Here is an 18743-nt window from a genome sequence, read left to right on the forward strand (position 1 = left end):
CATCTTGCCTGTGCAAATATTTGTGGGACAGGCATCTTGCCTGTGCAAATATTTGTGGGACAGGCATCTTGCCTGTGCAAATATTTGTGGGACAGGCATCTTGCCTGTGCAAATATTTGTGGGACAGGCATCTTGCCTGTGCAAATATTTGTGGGACAGGCATCTTGCCTGTGAAATATTTGTGGGACAGGCATCTTGCCTGTGACTGAAGCTTGGGCGGGCTCTTCGGCCCACCCCACAAGAAATTCAGAAAAAGCTAAACTTCATACATTTGCCAGAAAAAAGGATATTCCTCTGGAGTCACTGAAAGACCAGCTTTGACAGGATTTTGCCTAATATATTCCCAAAAAACCTGAAATTCTCGTTCATCTCTGACAATGTGGTCATGTCGCTCATCCTGCCAGACAGTACCAATATGCTTCATCACCTTGGGAATTTGTTTAGAACTGTAGCTTTTCATACTGTGCAGAATACTGCTGAGCGACCAGAATTTATTATCCGACTTTTCTAAAGGCTGCATGAGCATATGCACATGATCAGGCATTACAACTAAGCAAAATATTTGATACCTTTGCCTATCAAAAAACTTGCAAGCATTGAAGACACTTTCTCTCGCCGCTGGATTTAATTCCAGCTTCTCCCAAGTATTAAAAGTGATGAAATAGACCGATCCTTCTAACTCCCAATGAGGTAAATTTCTGTAAGTAACTTTTAATTGAGCATCTCTGAGTTTAAGGGGCAGACTAGAAGCCTGTCCCACAAAAAGCTGATATTGACCTGTGGGGTGGGCATCTTCCCCGCCCAAATCCTGATTGCTTGCCTGACTCAAATTTTCGCGAATCATATGACTAAGTACAACCGCAACTTAGTATAAAATAGCCTAAAAAAAGCCAAATTTCTAGACCCTTACCGATGATTTTTGTAAAGTCTTTAAGCATTGTGGGGTGGGCATCTTGCCCGCCCAAAATATGCAAGTTAAATGGTCACAACTCATCTCATCTTCAAAATCTTCTCAGCAGCACCTTCAGATACCGGCATCACCGATAACCGATTGCCTTTCCTCACCAGCAAAATCTCATCAGCATTAAATTTTTGTTTCAGTTCATCCAAAGATATTAACTTAGCAAATTCCTCAACAAACTCAACTCTCACTGTTTGCCAGCGAGGAGCATCTAACTGCGATTTAGGATCGTAATATTCGCTATTCATATCGAACTGAGTTGGGTCAGCAATCCCTGTTTCCACGACGCGCACTAACCCGAAAATTCCCGGTATTTTAGTATTAGAATGGTAAAAAAATACTAAGTCTCCCCGACTCATTTCTCGCATAAAATTGCGCGCTTGATAGTTGCGAACGCCATCCCAAATGGAAGTGCGATCGTGTTTCAAATCCGCAATACTATAAACATCCGGTTCCGACTTCATTAGCCAATAATTCATACAATTTATTCGCTTGGGTTAGCCAAATATTCTTGAATAGTATCTAAACACTGCTGCATAGCTTTTTGCATAAAAACCTGAACGAGCAACAACCCAACGAGATAGAATACCGGAGAAGTCAGCATAAAATAAAACTCCCAATCAATCCGAGTTCCCTTTGCTGTAGCAGTGAAATTCCAATCTCCGCCACCCGACTCAATGAGTAGAGAAACCGGAAACTTAAACCCTCTAACCAGTCGGTAGGTTTGTCTTTCTGGCTTTTTGAAAGTAATGATTTCTTCATCAATCACCGAAGTGTCGGAATTTTCTATCCGCCGCACGCCGCCTTCACGCATCTCTCCACCATCTGCCATCTCAGCTTTAATAATTGCTGGAATTGGGCCATATCCGCGAAAGACTTTGGGCAGATTTGAAAGGGAGGTAACAAAATCAAAAACTACTTCAGGCGATGCAGCGATTTCTACTAATGCGTGGGTTTTAACTAACATTTATCTCTCTAAGGATGTAATTTGATAATGAACTGTGAGTTAAAAAGGGGTAATTTTAATTATAAAATATCCTTCCGCTTCTGCAACCACAGAGTCAACATCAAATAAACAAAAATATGCACGCACAAAATACCCCAGTTTAAACCCAAATTCTCCCAGGTTGGATCGTAAACAGGAGTAGGCTCAAACGGCTGAGGAAGCGTACTCCCATCCGGTAATGTAGTAGGCGCGGGCACCATCCCATTCACATTAACTAAAGAGCCGTAAGCACCTACAGACCAGCGGCTTAACATCAGCCAAGAAAACTTGCTCGCCGCACCTTCCATCTTAAACAAAACTCCCGAAAAAATAATCTGAGGCAGCAATAATAGAGGCAAAGCGCTATTAGCTTGAGAGCTATTTTTAACAATCGCGGAAACGACTAATCCAAGGCTTATGCAGCTCATTAAAGTTAGGAATGTGGTAATAGCTGCTCCCAGAAGCCAGGAAATTAAACTCGGTTCGGGGGGTTTAAAAGCAATCAGAATAACTCCTACCATTAACAGTGTTTGCAATACTGCCAAACCGGAAAGTATGAAAAACTTTGAACCTAAATAAGCAAACAATCCTAAATTGACCAAACGTTCGCGCAGATAAATAGCAGATTCTTTAACAATTTCTTGCAGAGAAGTTGCCAGTCCTACCCAAATCGCTGCACAGGTAAATACAAACAAAACTCGCAACGCTAAAGGTGCTAAAGTTGCGTCCGCTGCGCCAATTAATGGGTCTTTATCTCTGACGGCTAGCCGCAGTAAACTAATGCCTATCGGAGCCGTTAAAAGAGCTAAACTCAAGTTTACTAAGTCGCGGGAAACGAGTTGAAAATAGCGCTGGGACAGCAAAACGACTTGTTTTACAAAAGATTGAGATTTTGGTAAATAAGGTGCAGAAGGTATTTTTGCATTAGCGTTTCCTGTGCTGAAGTGATTGACAATATAGCGCTGATAGTAGGGAGATTTATTAAACTTTTCTGCCCAGCTTTGAACGTTGATTTCTCCTGTTTCTAATTCGTTGTAAATGTCGGCAAAATCGCCAGTTTTGACATCAAAAAAATCGAGCGCTTCACGAGAAGGGCCGAAGTAACAAAGCCGTCCGCCGCGACCCATAAACACAATCCGATCGCACATCGTGATATTTGCCGTCGCGTGAGTCACCAGAATCACCGTCCGGCCTTGATTTGCCAACTTTCGCAGCAGTTGCATCATCTTCTTATCCAAACCCGGATCGAGTCCTGAAGTCGGTTCGTCTAAAAAGAAAAGTTTCGGATCTGCTAACAGTTCAACTCCAATACTGACCCGCTTCCGCTGTCCGCCGCTAAGCTGTTTTACCAAAGCCTTGCGACGGTGATTCATTTCAATATCTTCTAAAGTTTTTGCGACTACCTGCTTGACATCTGTATCGGGAGGTAAGCGCAATTTAGCTGCATAACTCAAGACTTCTTCTACTGTCAAATCTGCGTGCACAATATCATCTTGAGGCACATAACCGATTTGATTGCGGTAAATATTGAAGTTTTGGCGCAGGTTGTCGCCATTGAGAAACACAGCGCCGTTAGTAGTTTTTTCGATGCCTAAAAGCGTCCGCATTAAAGTAGATTTACCAGCGCCGCTACCGCCGACTAAAGCCACAAACTGCCCCGGTTCGATCGCCAAAGTGATGTTATCCAAACGTTTCGGAATCACCAGACTGTCAGCATCCAAACGAATTTGATGGCCGGAGTCTTGCATCTGCAACTCACCGCTGCGGTAAGTTAGAGTAAACGGGCCAATCCGAATTGCATCTCCCTCGGACAATTGTAGAGAATTTGTCACTCGCTGACCGTTAACAAAAACCCCGTTAACGCTGTAGTCTCGCAAAATATAATTGCCGCGACTGTCTTGGTCGATTGTGGCGTGGCGTCTAGAAACAAGCGGCGCATCTAATTGCAGCGAAGCGTTTGGATCGCGGCCCAACAAAACCGACCGATTCTTAAGAAGAATTGACTGCTTGCTAGGGACAGCAACCTGATTCGCCAGCGGATTAAAATAAGTCAGCAAAACTTGATTTTGAGGATCGAGACCGATTTTAATTTCTGTGCCGTTTTTCAGACAATAACCGTCATTGGGAGTGATGCGAGTGCGATCGACAAATAAGCCATTAGTGCTCGGCCGCTGCCCGTCACCGTCGTAAATCCAGTAATTATCCCCAATTTGGCGCAAAACAGCGTGAACGCCGGAAACTGCGCGCCAGGGTTCGGGAATGGCTAAATCCGCACGAGTGCGATCGCGCCCCAATACGTGCTGCTGCTGTTTTAACTCTAACTGTAAAACCTCACCTTGATTGCTTAATACTAAATACGGTCGATCGCTTAAAGCAGTCAGTTGTCCTATATTGCCTGTCATACTTCAATCGCGGTTTTTGCACTCACTTTTGTCAGCATATCAAAAAGTCATTAGTCATTAGTCATTAGTCATTAGTCAACAGTCAACAGTCAACAGTCAACAGTCAACCGTCAACAGTCAACCGTCAACAGTCAACAGTCAACAGTCAACAGTCAACAGTCATTTTGGCAACAACCGACAAACTGCGAAGCCGATTAATTGCCGCCGCCAATTCAAAGCGCCGAAACATGGCAAAATCCCCTTCAGGAAAAGGCGATAAAATATCCATCCCCTGCGCGTCAATATCTGCCATCACCAAATCTATGATTTCCGACAAAGTGCGTTTCCCGTCCATGTATTGCTGCTTAGCATAAACCATTGCCGCAGCGATCGCCCTTAACTGTCCGCTGTCCACAATTTGCTCAACAGCACCCAAATCAATATCCTCAGTTCCGAAAGCCAATTCATCAACATCCCGCACCTTCACCCGCACATCTCGCCGTCCCCGACTCGGATCTAAACTAGCAGGAATCGGCACTCTTTGAGTAATCTCACCAAAAATTTCTCCCCCTTCAGCAGCACGGCTAATCGAGTAATTTTTAGCAATCTCTTTAGCTTTTTCCGTCACATTATATGCTTGAAAATTATCCATTGAAATCACAGTATCCGCCACATCAAAATAATCGCCGCTTCCCCCCATTACTAAAATAGTAGATACGCCGCAATCTGCGTACAACTGTTTAACTTTATCAATAAACGGCGTAATCGGTTCCTTATCCTTAGCGATGAGTTCCTGCATTCGGCGATCGCGAATCATAAAATTAGTCGCCGCCGTATCCTCATCCACCAATAAAACAGGCACTAAATCCTCTTCCTTTTTACTTCTCTCCTGTTTCTTATTCCCTATTCCTTCTTCCTTCTTCCGACTTCCATCGGAGTGACATCCGTTAAATCCGTTACAGAATCCGTTGCCGAACTTCCTTCTCCCCCCTTCCAAAGCCTCAATAATATTAGCAGCTTGCGACGTGCTACCGCTCGCATTTTCCGTATAAAATTGTGCAGTATCTCTACCTTGCGGTAAGTGGTTAATAAAAGGCGAAATATCAACTCCCGCAACACTTCTGCCATCTTCCGCTCTAATTTTAACCGCCGCCGGATTAGTCACCACAAATTCGCGACCATCGCCCGGAATTCGGTTGTAAACTCCCAACTCAATCGCCCTGAGTAAAGTTGATTTTCCGTGATAGCCGCCGCCAACAATCAAAGTAATGCCAGCGGGAATACCCATACCGGAAATCAAACCGCGATTCGGACAATTAAAGTCAACTTTTAACGACGGCGGCGACTGAAAAGCCACAGCATTATTTAACAAAGGACGGTTGTCAACACCGCTGCGGCGGGGTAAAATAGAACCGTCAGCAACAAACGCAACTAATCCGTTTTGAGCTAACTGCTGCCGCAGCCAGTCAGCATCTTCTACAGTTTCAACGTGACGGCGACATTCGGCAGCATTTAAGTGAGAATATTTGAGAGAATTGCTGACAATTTGCGGAATATCTTCGCACAGCATTTCAGCAGCTTGTCGCCCTAAAATACTACGTCCGCCCGCTGGAAGTCCGACGGCAAATCGCAGTTCAACTCCTCCTAAATCTCCGATATCTGATCGAGCTGAGGAAATGATAAATGCGGAAGTTCGTTCTAAAACTTCTTGTCCGAACCGAGTCACTGCAATCATACCGCTTTTGCCAGTGCCGCGTTTGCTGCTGATGCTGTGTGCTGCTTTGTCAAACTGGCGAGTTAGGTAATCTCGCAAGGCTATTTCTCGACTGCGAGAGTTGAAAAGTTCGCGGGGAATTTGAGCAATGTTTGGCGGAACTATGACTCTAAATTTACTGGGAGAAGCAAACGGATCTCCCTGCACGTAATCAATAATTAATGTGAATTCAGAAAAGTCGTAGTTACCTTGAATTTCTTTGTAGGCTTTGTAGCCTCGATTGTCTAGTTGCAGTAAATGCCGTTGCAGGCTTTCTTTGTTAGTCATTGGTTATTGGTTATTAGTTATTAGTTATTAGTTATTAATTATTAGTTATTAGTTATTTAGCTGGTTGCTAGGCTCTGCCTAGGAACCGATGTCCAGAGGCTCTGCCTCGCTTGCTTGGTGTGGGAAAATTGGAGGCAGAGCCTCCGGATATGCGTTACCAGGCAGAGCCTGGTAACGAGTAGATTACCGAATTTCCAATAATTTAGCCGTGGCATTAACAACAATTTGAGCAGAACCGGCGAAAAAAGGTCGATCGATAGTTGCTAATGTATCGCTAGATTGGTGATAGTGGGGCGATCGCAAATTTGCAGTATCCGTCACCAACACAGCACCAATTCCTTTATACCAGAAAGGCGCGTGGTCGCTCCGCAAAACATCGGGAGTCAGCAACCCTTTCAGGGGAACCGGCAGCGCCACCACAGGCGGCAAATCGGCTTTTCCAGACTCCGCAAAACTTTTCAATAGCAGCGGATGTTCCGCATCCCCAATCACAGCGATAAACTCGCCTTTGTCGGGAGATGTCACCCCCGATGCTTCTAGAAAAGGTTGCGCTGTCAATCCTTCGGGATATTGCTGGCATCCGGGCGTGCGGCAGGCATAACCTAGCATATCCAGGACGATCGCTCCTTGCAAATTTTTTAACCGCGCGTCGCTACCTGTAAATGCTAAACTGCCTAAAAGTCCGAGTTCTTCCCTGTCGAAAAAAGCTACTTGCAATGTCCGAGGCGTGGGACGAGAACCCAGCAATCTTGCTACTTCTAAAACTACTGCAACTCCCGTCGCATTGTCGTCAGCGCCTGGGGAGTTTGGTACAGTATCGTAGTGTGCTGCCACTAAAATTGCACCCGCGTTTGAGTCAGTGCCTTTTCTCTCAGCGAAGACATTGATTCCGCGATCGAACTGCTGCAACTTTGCGGAAAATCCTAATATTTGCAATTGCTGGGAAATGTAGTCTCTCGTGAAAGAGCGAGCTCGTTCTCCCTCGCGTTCTCCTGCTAAAGTCTCGACGTGTTTCCACAACCGAGACGGATCAATTTGGGGCAGATAAACTGCATTTTTTTCAGCAGGAAGCGGTAAGGGAGACGGGTTTTGGGAAGTGTGGATATTGCGATCGATTCCCACTTCTGGTACAGCCGACAACCGCTGCCACGAGTGAGAACCCCAACCCGCCGCCGTCACCGCAACCACAATAAATAGCGCTATCCAAATCAATTGTTTCATTAGTAAGTCTATTTGAAATTTTAGACAAGGCTTACGCACTCCTCACTCCCATAAACCGGGTTTTTTAGCGGAAGCAAGGGCAGCCACAAAATCTTTTCGTAAAACCCGGTTTATGCGTTCATAACTGTTATATTTTAGATTTATATTGACACCACAGTTAAAAATAAACCTGTTTCAAAAAATGAAACTCAAAACTATTAAAATTAACTGCGCCAGAGGCAGTTTTGTATTTTATCTCTGAAAAAGCAGGTAAAAGCCTTGGGATGTTGCCGTCGAATCTGTCTTGCTTATTTGAGCGTTCGACGGCGACATTCAAGTCACTAATTTACCTTTTAAATTTACAATCCAAAACTACTTTTTTTCCCACTCAATCTCCTTATTCTCCAAGATTAACCCGCTGCTGCTGGGAACAGCGTAAGGAATAGTTGTGGCTGAAAATTTTACTATTTGAGTTGGTTGTTGAAACCACTCGGAATAACTTGGATTTAGTTGGTCGTAGAGTGCTTTCAAAGCTTGGATTTCTGCCTCTAATTGCGCTGCTGCTTGATTGATTCTGCGAGCTTGTGTTTGCAAGCGCTTTTCCCCGGTTTGAACTTTGTTTTCTAGTTCTTGCCAGTGCTCTCCGGCCACCACTTTTTCTAGTTCACCTTGCTTGTAATTGAGTAAAGCCTGTTTTTGTTGCAGTTGCTTTTCAATATTTTTAGTCTCTCGGTCAATTTCCTGGATTTGCTGCAACCACTGCTCCCCAAAAGCAGCAGTTTGCTGGTGGAACTCGGCAATGGCTTCAGGAGTATTATTTTTGGGAAAACTGACTGCCACTCGGCACTCAGAGCGCTGTAGGCCAAGTTTTTCCCGCGACTCTTGCAGGGCGGTAAGTTCTGCTTGCAGCGCGCGGACTTCTTTTTGGAGTTCTGGGATGGTCTGACTCATGGGTTCAATTAGGGGACCTCTGCATCGATTTTAAGCTAATTGTTTATTTTTCTAACAAATCCCGGTCGCCTCCTTGCGGGAATTATCTAATTTTAGCGCGCTCCCACCCGGTGTCTAGGCAGAATGGCGGATAATTTGTGGCACAATGGCTGATGACACATTTTAAATTAAGATTAAAATTGTAATTAGTTATAAAGCTAAATTATTAGCTTGGTAAATTTTAATTTACAAATCCACATAAATTCAGGGTGGCTGCGTTTTCCTCTGGTAGAGAAACTTCTGCTAAAATTTTTGAAATTTATGATGGCTAAAAAAAATATTTAAAATTAGGAAATAGAGCAAATGAAAATAATTTTTCAATTAGTGTGGGGATATTTAGCGGTTGCTGTTTTTGGTGTGGAATGTGGCATAAATCCGAAAACATTACCGACAAGTCTAGGAGATGGGCAGGGCACTCCCCCTGTAGAAGGGATTTTGATTCGGTCTCAGAAACATAGCTATTTGCGATCGGCATCTCGCCCCCTTACTTCTACAAGCGCCTCATTATTTTGGGATAAATTATCCCAAATTAAACCAGTAAAATTACCGATTGATAATTATATACCATCTCAGGAAAATTCCAGAAAAAAACCTACTATTAGGTTAAGAATAATCAGTTATTCTCTGGTTTTTATTTGTTTAGTAATCTCATTATTGCTCAGGGGTAAAACAGTAAATAGCTTATCCAAGACGATGAGGTTAATCAAGCCGAAGTCTGAAACAGAAAATGACAAGCTACCAAAAGGAGAAAAAGTGTTGTATCCAAAAAAGCACCAGGATATCTGGCATACCATTGCCCAAATGACCCAAGATTTGCAGCAAACTGCCGAATATGCTCTCGATATTTGCGAGGAAATGAACGTCTCGATAATTGCGACCACCCCCGGCGGTCATATCCTGTCGTTAAACCAAGCTACCTGTCAACTTTTGGGATACTCGAAAAAAGAGTTGTTAGGCAAACCAATAGCCGGACTTTTTAAGAAAAGTGAATCACCAGCCCCGGAGTTAGATTTAGCAAGTTTAACAGCCGAAGGTTCTGTCCACAACGTGGAAAAAGTCTACCTTTCCAAAGATGGAAAAAAAATAATTGTACTGCTTTCTATTTCAACTATTCGCGACGGTCAAGGCCAGGTCAGCGGCAAGTTATATATAGCACAAGATATTACTGATAGCAAGCGGGCTGAAAGAAATTTGCGACGAAGTGAAAAAAAGTTTCGCCAACTGATAGAAACTGTTAATGCTGTTGCATTTATCTATAACCGCAGACAGTTGCGCTATGTCAATGCTCAGACAGAAGCTCTGACAGGATATACTCGTGAAGAATTGCTAGCGTTGGATTTATACGATTTAATTCATCCAGATTTTCTAGAAATAGTTAAAAAATGGGGTAAATCCAGCCATGCGCGCTCAATTCCAGGCTCAAAATATGAATTAATAATACTCACGAAAACTGGAAAAATGCGCTGGATTGAAGCAACTGTAGATATTATAAAATTTGAAAAAAAAGCCTCAATATTAATCACAGCGTTTGACATCAGCGATCGCAAATTAGCAGAGTTAGAACTAGAAACATCTCTTTCGTTGCTTCAAGCAACCATTGAATCTACTGCTGACGGTATTCTGGCGGTTGACAGTGCAGGAAAAATTGTCAGCTTTAACCGTAAATTTGCAGAAATGTGGCAGTTGCCGGATTTGCTGGTTGATTTGAGAGATAACAACCAAATTTTGGGGTTTGGAATCAACCAGTTAAAATACCCGGAAATATTTCTCAATCGTGCTAAAGAATTGTCCGATCGCCCTGCAGCAGAAAGTTACGATCTCATCGAGTTGACAGATGGCAGAATCTTCGAGCGCTACTCGTTGCCCCAGCGCACGGGAGGCAAAATTACTGGTCGAGTATTCAGCTTTCGGGATGTAACGGAACGGGTGCAATCCGAAGAAAAACTACGCAAAAGCGAAGAACGCTTTCACCTGCTGACGCGGGCGACGAATGATGCAGTATGGGATTTTGATTTGTTAAAAAATGAGTATTGGTTGAGCGAAGAATTTGAAAAAGTTTTTGGATACAAACTAAACGAAACTCAGACGATAGAATTAGAATCTTGGTGGCTAAATATTCATCCCGAAGAACGGGAAAGAGTGATGTTAAGCTTCAACCAAACAATGAACTCTGATGCTCAATGTTGGTCGGAAGAATACAGCTTTCACCGTGCAGACGGGGGATATGTTTTTGTGCTCGATCGCGGCTATATCATCCGCAATGAAAGTGGCCAAGCAGTAAGGGCGATCGGCACGATGATGGATATCACTCAGCGCAAGCAAGCTGAAGAAATTATTCGGTATCAAGCTGTTTATGACCAACTCACCGGTTTACCGAACCGGATACTTTTTAACGAGCGGCTGCTGGCGTCCTTAAAACAAGCTAAAAAAAACCAAAAAATGCTAGCTGTGATGTTTTTAGACTTGGACAGGTTCAAGAAGATTAATGATACACTAGGTCACGCTGCGGGCGATCGCCTGTTAGAAGGTTTTGCCGGACGCATCAGCGACACTTTGCGATCGACTGACACGGTTGCCCGCTGGGGAGGCGACGAATTTACCATACTGCTTCCCGACATCAATTGCTTAGAAGATGCAGTTAAAACAGCTCAAAGAATACTCAACAATTTAAAGCCACCATTTAAACTAGAAGGACAACCGTTTCATGTTAGCAGCAGCATCGGCATTGCCCTTTATCCCGATGATGGCGAAGATGCCGAAACTTTAGTCAAAAATGCCGATGCCGCCTTGTACCGCGCTAAAGAAATGGGAAGAAATAACTATCAGTTATATACTTCAAAAATTAATCCCCAAGGTAGCAATTTACTAACTATAGAACACAGGCTGCACGAGGCTTTAGAACAAGGAGAATTTGAGGTTTTCTATCAGCCAAAAGTCAACATTACTACTTGGCAAATTCAGGGCATGGAAGCTCTGCTACGCTGGCAACATCCACAATTAGGTTTAGTTACTCCCGCGACATTTATTCCGATCGCCGAAGAGAACGGACTCATTGTAGCTATTGGGGAATGGGTGCTGCAAACTGCCTGCAATCAAAATAAAGCTTGGCAGGATGCTTTGGAGCCAGATTTGCGGGTAGCAGTCAACGTTTCGGCTCGGCAGTTCCAGCAATTTAATTTATTAGAAATGGTAGCGAACTGCTTGGAAAAAAGCGGTTTAGCACCCAAGTATTTAGAGTTAGAAATTACCGAGACTACAGCCATGCAAGATGTGGATTATACCACAAAAGTTCTCAGGGAGTTGCAGAATATGGGAGTGCAAATTGCGCTGGACGATTTCGGCACGGGTTATTGTTCTCTAAATTATCTCAAAAAGTTTCCCTTGAATATATTAAAAATAGATAAATCCTTTGTCAGCGGACTGACGACTGATCCGTGCGAACGGGCGATCGCCAAGGCTGTAGCGACCCTGGGGCGAGATTTGAACTTGAGCGTGGTAGCCGAAGGAGTAGAAACTAAAGAGCAGTTGGAGTGTTTGCGCGAACTCCACTGTCAAGAAATTCAGGGTTATTATTTCAGCCCTGCACTATCAGCCAATGATGCTAAGAAGCTATTGGTAAATTCTCAGTTGCAACCAGTGAAAATTGCTTAATTAGTCATTAGTCATTAGTTATTAGTCATTAGTCATTCCTCATCAGTCATCAGTCAATTGTAGGGTGGGTGAGGCGCGGTTCAAGATTTATCTATTGCTGACAATAGTTAATCGGCGCGCCTCACCCACCAATAGGGATCAGGTGCTTCGTGCGCCCCCGAAAGTTATAGTTCTTGACTGTGAATCTTAGTCTCCCGACTTATTTTCCTGCGGTGCATCCCCAACATCATCACTGCTAGAGCGCTTCGGCGGGCCTAAGTTGTCGGGCAATTCGTTAAGATTCTTGCCCAAAGCGTGACACAGCGCTTTAACTTGAGGAATTGTCAGCTCAGGGGCATCAAGTCCTCGCTCCCAATTGCTAATCGCCTGTCGAGTTAAAGTTTTTGCTCCTGTTTTATCGGGGATTTGGCTTGCGAGTTGAGATTGAGTTAAACCGACAGCCTCTCTCAATACTTGCAAGGCTGGCTTGGTATTTGGATCTTGATTGGGCTTCTTTCTGGACATATATCAGCAAAACAAAGCAAGCACACTTGACAAACAGGATTTACGCAAGTATGCTTGCTTTTATAGACACGACAAAAGGCGGTCGGGCGGGCCTGACATAGGGTGTTTAGCTTGCTCAAACCGCCTTAACAATAGTGTCTCCCATTAGTGCAAGTGTTTTCGCAAACACCTGCACACCCCTTAACCTGCTGGGGTTTGGACTTGCAGAACCAAGCCCCTTTCTCTCACAAGCGTTAAATCAGGAGTGAAAATCCCATGAAATCAGCGGCACAAAATCAGGTACTGCATCAACTCAAGCTCATGGAAACCAACTTGCGCGAAATTCAGTGCAAGCTAGTTAAAACCTCCGTTTTAAACTTGTGGCAAATAGTTTTGCCCGATGGAAAGAGAATTTTGCTGGAACACGCGGGCGGCGGACACTGGATTTTTCGGTCTAACGGTATTGAGCAATCTCATCCAGAAGTGCGAAAAGCTGTTTTGCGGGCGATCGGCATTTGCTCGCGCCACCGCAGTTAAGGTAACAGCCGATCGCCCCCCGCCGCTTAAAACTTAAAATAGTGTGCAGAATAACGGACTTGTACCCAAAGACAGAGGAAAATATCGCTACCTCAACATAAACGCTTTGTCTATGCAGCCAATTCGCACATTTAACGTTTCCCCTTCGCTACCGACAATTCTCGAACCCCTACGCAAGCTTGCCTACAACTTGCACTGGGACTGGAACGTCGATACCAAAGACCTCTTCCGCCGCCTCGATCGAGACCTGTGGGACTCCAGCAACCAAAACCCGGTGCTGATGCTCGGAACCATATCTCAAGAGCGACTGCAAGAAATGGCAGAAGACGAAGGCTTCATTGCCCAAATGAACCGAGCAGCCCAGCAGTTAGACGATTATCTCAAAAATCGCGCCTGGTACCGGAAACAGCGCGGCACCGAGCAGCAAGAATGCTACGCTTACTTTTCGATGGAATTCGGCTTAGTTAAAGCCCTACCCATCTATTCCGGCGGTTTGGGCGTGCTCGCAGGCGACCACCTCAAATCAGCTAGCGATTTGGGCTTGCCCTTAGTCGGTGTCGGCCTGCTTTACCAAGAAGGCTATTTTTCGCAGTATCTCAACGCCGACGGCTGGCAGCAAGAACGCTATCCGCTCAACGATTTCTACAATATGCCGCTGCACCCAGAACGCAATCCCGATGGTTCGGAATTGCGGATTGAGGTAGACTATCCCGGCCGCAAGGTGTATGCGCGGATTTGGCGAGTACAAGTGGGAACGGTTCCTTTGTACCTAATGGATACAAATATTGAACCTAATAGTCGCTACGACCAAGATATTACCGACCAACTGTATGGCGGTGATAAAACTCTGCGGATGCACCAAGAAATCATGCTGGGCATCGGCGGCGTGAAAATGCTCAAGGCATTGGGGCTGACAGTTACGGCTTATCACATGAATGAAGGCCACGCGGCTTTCATGGCTTTGGAACGCATTCGGATGCTGATGGAGGAATATCACCTGAGTTTCGTGGAAGCGGAACAGGTGGTGGTTTCGAGCAGTATGTTTACGACTCACACGCCGGTGCCTGCTGGGTTTGACTTGTTCGAGCCAGATATGGTGATGCACTATCTAGGTCAGTATCCCAAGATGTTTGGCTTGTCGCAAGATGAGTTTCTGGGATTGGGCAGGGAGAATACTGGGGATTTGTCCGCACCTCTGAATATGGCAATTTTGGCAATTAAAATGTCGAGTTTTGTCAACGGGGTGGCGGCTTTGCACGGTGTGGTGTCGCGCCCGATGTTTCAGGGTTTGTGGCCGGGTTTGCCCCAGGAAGAAGTGCCGATTACTTCGATTACCAACGGGGTGCACGCTCGCAGTTGTGTGGCGAAGTCTACTCAGGAATTATACGATCGATACCTTGGCCCGGACTGGGAAATGACCGGTAAGGACGATCGTCTCTGGGACAGGCTTTCGTCGATTCCTGATGAGGAATTGTGGCGCAATCACGAACGCTGTCGATCGGAGTTGGTGGTGTTCGCGCGGGAGTGGCTGCAAAAGACTTTGCGCGAGCGCGGTGCGGCCCAAACGGAAATCGAACACGCGCGGGAGGCTCTCAATCCGAAGGTGCTGACGATCGGGTTTGCACGCCGCTTTGCTACTTACAAGCGGGCGACGCTGTTTTTGCGCGATGTCGATCGAATTATGCGGATCATGCGCGATCAAAATCGCCCGGTGCAGTTTGTGATTGCTGGGAAGGCTCACCCGATGGATATTCCGGGTAAAGAATTGATTCGGGATATCGTTCACTTCATCCGCGAGCACGAGACGATGAGCTCGATGGTGTTTTTACCGAACTACGACATTAACGTTGCTCGGATGATGGTGTCTGGCTGCGATGTGTGGCTGAATACTCCACGCCGCCCGCGTGAGGCTTCGGGTACTTCCGGGATGAAAGCTTCGATGAATGGTTTGCCGAATCTGAGCATTCTTGACGGATGGTGGGATGAGGCTGATTATGTTCGCACCGGTTGGCCGATCGGACATGGGGAATTTTACGAAGATACTAAGTATCAGGATGAAGTCGAGGCTAATGCTTTGTATGACTTGATGGAAAAAGAAGTTGTACCGCTGTTTTACAACCGAGATGCTGATGGAATTCCCCGCGGTTGGACGGCGAAAATGAAGGATTCTATTCGCTTGAATTGTCCTTTGTTCAATACTGCTCGGATGGTGAAAGATTACGCGCGGCGGGCATATTTCCCGGTGAGCGATCGCTACCACACCATGACTTCGGATAATTGCGCTCCGGCCAAGGAGTTGTCTCACTGGAAGAAGCACGTTCTCGCGAAATGGCACGATATTAAGATTGAGGCTGTTGATATTTCCCAGGATAAAGAAGTTAAAGTCAATCAGTCGATCTCTGTTAAATCTCGGATTAATCTGATGGGATTGACGCCTGCAGACGTGCAAGTTGAACTTTATCAAGGCTCGGTTGATGCTAACGGCGATATCATTGGTGGCGTGCCGGTGGTGATGGAGTATTTGGGAGAAGATTCTCACAATGCTAGCCTTTATACGGCTGACATTACTTATACTTCTAGCGGTTTGCAAGGTTTGTCGTTGCGCGTTTTGCCGAAGCACGATAATCTCAGCAGTCCTTATGAAGCTGGCGTGATTCTCTGGGCACATTAGTCATTAGTCATTAGTCAGTAGTCAGTAGTTAGTAGTCAGGAGAATAAAGGAATATTTTCCTAATTCTCCCTCTCTCCGACTCTCCCACTCTCCTTATCGAACTTGGGGAATGACTATGTAGCCGATTGTGCGATCGCCCAATACCACATTCCGCCTATTCCCCAGTACCAGCAGTGATATCATGTCCGATCGAGTAACCGCGATTAAAAGCGATTAAAAGGGCGGGTTTTTGAGATTGTCAATTATTGGCAAATATTTTTCGTGAACCCGCCCCTACCGTATTAGGGGTAATCGACCGGACATAATATGACCGCGTATATAAGCGTATAGCAAGGCATCTCGCTGTTCTTTTAAGGCTTTGAGGGTGGCAACACTGGTGGGGATTTCGGGGAGGTTTGAACCACCTATGAACGCTGATTCTTCTGCGGAATATTTGCGAAATTCAGACTTGGTTCGAGAATTGATAAATATCTACAATAGACTGGCAGAGTTTCATCAATTAGAGTTGACATTCTGCCAGTTTTCCTTATTTTTGGTGTTGCTGAATACAGGTATAAATTCAAGATTTCGGAATTTTTATAAGCCCAGTATGGTGAGTTTTGTAACATCAAGCGAAAAGTTGATTCATACCGTGAATCAGCAAGGCCCAGAATCTATATCCATCAATAGGAAAGCCGCCGAACAAAATAGTGGTTGCACAATAGTCACACTTTTTCATACTGCGATTTCATAAAATTGAAGGGAACCTTGAGACACCTCTATAGCGCTTCTCAAAAAAGTGAGGTATGCGCTATGCCCTATGCCCTATGCCCTATGCCCATGAGTACCTCATATGAGAGCTCGAAAGGCTATAGTTTAGCTTATTTACCCACACCAGCCGGCTGCTGACGGTTTCGCACTTCCAGAAAAATCAACAAAGCATTAACATCAGCCGGATTTACCCCGCCAATTCTCGCCGCTTGGCCAATCGTCAGCGGTTTCACCTTAGCCAACTTTTCCCGCGATTCTTTCGAGAGAGTTGTAATTGCCATGTAATCCAAATCCGCAGGCAATTGTCGGCGTTCATGTCTGACAATTTCATCAATTTGATTTTGCTGTTTTTGCAGATAGCCAGAATATTTGATATCAATTTCCGCACCATCTTTCTCAGCCAACTTCAGACTAGAATTGCCTAAATTGTACCGTTCCAAATCGACATAATGAAAACCCGGACGACGCAACAAATCAGCCAGAGTAATCGAACCTTTAATCGCTTGTTGAGTATCAGCCAAAATTGCCTTGCCAATCTCCTCGTGTTCTTTCACCCGCGTCGAGTACAAGCGTTCCTTCTCTGCCACAATATTAGCTTTTTTCCGCTCAAATAACTCCCAGCGGCGATCGTCAATCAAACCAATTTCCCGTCCCAGCGGCGTCAAGCGTTGGTCAGCATTGTCCGATCGCAATAATAGCCGATATTCCGATCGCGAAGTCAACATCCGGTAAGGTTCCCGCAAATCCTTCGTACACAAATCATCTATCAAAGTCCCGATATAACTTTGCTCGCGAGGAAACACAATCATCTCCTGATTTTTCGCAAACCTGGCCGCATTAATCCCCGCCACGAGCCCCTGTGCAGCAGCCTCCTCATATCCAGTTGTACCGTTCACCTGACCCGCGCAAAACAGCCCTTCGATCTTCTTAGTCATCAGCGTTGGAAAGCACTGAGTGGCCGGCAAATAATCATACTCCACAGCATAAGCAGGGCGCATCATCTCGCACTTTTCCAAACCCGGAAGAGTCCGCAGCATTTGCAATTGCAAATTTTCCGGTAAACCAGTAGAAAATCCTTGGATATAAAGTTCAGGAATATCTCTACCTTCCGGTTCAATAAAAATCTGGTGACTTTCCTTATCCGCAAACCGTACAATCTTATCTTCAATACTCGGACAATAGCGCGGCCCCTTCGCATCAACCCAGCCACCATAGACTGGAGAAAGGTGCAAATTGTCTCTAATTAACTGGTGAGTTTCCGGCGTAGTTCGAGTTAAATAACAAGGCATTTGTTCCCGTTCGATCCAAACTTCTGGATCGAAACTAAACCAGCGAACCACTGCATCTCCCGGCTGCGGTTCCAGGTTGGTGTAATCCAGAGTACGTTTGTCAACTCTTGCCGGAGTTCCGGTTTTCAACCTGCCAGTTTCAAAGCCCAAACGATTGAGAGTTTCCGTCAAACCAACGGCGGCAAATTCTCCGGCACGTCCGGCGGGCATCGACTTATTGCCCACCCAAATTGTGCCACCTAAAAAAGTGCCTGTGGTCAGAATTACTGCTTTGCATTCAAAAGCGACGCCGAAGTATGTTTCTACTCCGATAACTTCTTCGTTTTTGCCCAGAACTAAGTCTGTCACCATCGCTTCCCGGATGGTCAAATTGGGTTGATTTTCGACAATATTATTCATCACAGCGGCGTATTCCCGCTTGTCAGTTTGAGCTCGCAGCGCCCACACTGCGGGGCCTCGCGAAGAGTTGAGGATGCGTTTTTGTAAGTAAGTGCGATCGGCCATTTTGCCAATTTCCCCGCCTAACGCATCAACTTCGTTAGTAAGTTGGGTTTTAGCCGGGCCGCCGACAGCCGGATTGCAAGGTTGCCACGCAATTTTGTCGAGGTTGAGGGTGAGGAGAAGGGTGCGACAGCCGAGGCGAGAAGTGGCGAGGGCGGCTTCGCAGCCGGAGTGTCCGCCACCTACTACGATGATGTCGAAACTGTCTTGGAATTGTACTGGTGTTTGTGCAGTCATTCGATTTTAGATTTTAGATTTTAGATTTTAGATTGAAGAATAGACATCTGGCAAAATTAGGTTTTA

General features: G+C 45.3%; 13 protein-coding genes. 4 read left to right on the forward strand and 9 right to left on the reverse strand.

Translation table 11 applies throughout. From position 1 onward, the window contains the following. Positions 1–205: hypothetical protein (locus tag QUB11_RS20605; protein WP_333391581.1), on the forward strand; the 205-nt coding region annotated here is incomplete at its 5' end. A gap of 51 nt (positions 206–256) precedes the next feature. On the opposite strand, the gene QUB11_RS20610 is transcribed toward QUB11_RS20605, so the two are convergent. The 7 genes from QUB11_RS20610 to QUB11_RS20640 all read right to left on the reverse strand — a co-directional run bounded on the left by QUB11_RS20610 (position 257) and on the right by QUB11_RS20640 (position 8519). Continuing rightward, complete coding sequence (locus QUB11_RS20610) at positions 257–844, reverse strand: REP-associated tyrosine transposase (protein ID WP_333204124.1); 588 nt, start codon at positions 842–844, stop codon at positions 257–259. Positions 845–990: 146 nt separating this feature from the next. Next, positions 991–1440 carry an EVE domain-containing protein gene (locus QUB11_RS20615; RefSeq protein ID WP_333204126.1) on the reverse strand — a complete coding sequence of 150 codons (450 nt, stop codon included), beginning with the start codon at positions 1438–1440 and terminating at the stop codon, positions 991–993. 5 nt (positions 1441–1445) lie between these two features. Further along, positions 1446–1928, reverse strand: a complete 483-nt coding sequence (locus tag QUB11_RS20620) for an SRPBCC family protein (RefSeq protein WP_333204128.1) — start codon at positions 1926–1928, stop codon at positions 1446–1448. A 59-nt stretch (positions 1929–1987) separates the two neighbouring features. Beyond that, positions 1988–4348: an FHA domain-containing protein gene (locus QUB11_RS20625; protein WP_333204130.1), complete on the reverse strand. Its 2361-nt coding sequence runs from the start codon at positions 4346–4348 to the stop codon at positions 1988–1990. A 145-nt stretch (positions 4349–4493) separates the two neighbouring features. Then, the gene (locus tag QUB11_RS20630) at positions 4494–6368 is read right to left on the reverse strand and encodes an ABC-ATPase domain-containing protein (RefSeq protein WP_333204132.1); all 1875 of its coding nucleotides are present in this window, start codon (positions 6366–6368) and stop codon (positions 4494–4496) included. A 183-nt stretch (positions 6369–6551) separates the two neighbouring features. Further along, positions 6552–7589, reverse strand: a complete 1038-nt coding sequence (locus tag QUB11_RS20635; RefSeq protein ID WP_333204134.1) for a M28 family peptidase — start codon at positions 7587–7589, stop codon at positions 6552–6554. 351 nt (positions 7590–7940) lie between these two features. Then, the gene (locus tag QUB11_RS20640; protein WP_333204136.1) at positions 7941–8519 is read right to left on the reverse strand and encodes a hypothetical protein; all 579 of its coding nucleotides are present in this window, start codon (positions 8517–8519) and stop codon (positions 7941–7943) included. A gap of 342 nt (positions 8520–8861) precedes the next feature. Here QUB11_RS20640 and QUB11_RS20645 point away from each other — a divergent pair, with 342 nt between their 5' ends. After that, positions 8862–12209 carry an EAL domain-containing protein gene (locus QUB11_RS20645; protein WP_333391582.1) on the forward strand — a complete coding sequence of 1116 codons (3348 nt, stop codon included), beginning with the start codon at positions 8862–8864 and terminating at the stop codon, positions 12207–12209. A gap of 186 nt (positions 12210–12395) precedes the next feature. Here the strand turns inward: QUB11_RS20645 and QUB11_RS20650 are convergent, their stop codons facing one another. Continuing rightward, positions 12396–12713 (reverse strand): helix-turn-helix transcriptional regulator, encoded by a 318-nt coding sequence (locus tag QUB11_RS20650; RefSeq protein WP_333295280.1) that lies wholly within the window; start codon positions 12711–12713, stop codon positions 12396–12398. A 255-nt stretch (positions 12714–12968) separates the two neighbouring features. Between QUB11_RS20650 and QUB11_RS20655 the strand changes: the two genes are divergently transcribed. Beyond that, complete coding sequence (locus tag QUB11_RS20655) at positions 12969–13229, forward strand: hypothetical protein (protein WP_333391584.1); 261 nt, start codon at positions 12969–12971, stop codon at positions 13227–13229. A 112-nt stretch (positions 13230–13341) separates the two neighbouring features. Further along, complete coding sequence (gene glgP, locus QUB11_RS20660; RefSeq protein WP_333391604.1) at positions 13342–15900, forward strand: alpha-glucan family phosphorylase; 2559 nt, start codon at positions 13342–13344, stop codon at positions 15898–15900. A gap of 860 nt (positions 15901–16760) precedes the next feature. On the opposite strand, the gene mnmG is transcribed toward glgP, so the two are convergent. Then, the gene (gene mnmG / locus QUB11_RS20665) at positions 16761–18677 is read right to left on the reverse strand and encodes a tRNA uridine-5-carboxymethylaminomethyl(34) synthesis enzyme MnmG (RefSeq protein ID WP_333207275.1); all 1917 of its coding nucleotides are present in this window, start codon (positions 18675–18677) and stop codon (positions 16761–16763) included. Positions 18678–18743 lie beyond the last annotated feature (66 nt).

Origin of the sequence: Microcoleus sp. B6-A1 (assembly GCF_036705085.1) — a bacterium.
GTDB lineage: Bacteria > Cyanobacteriota > Cyanobacteriia > Cyanobacteriales > Microcoleaceae > Microcoleus.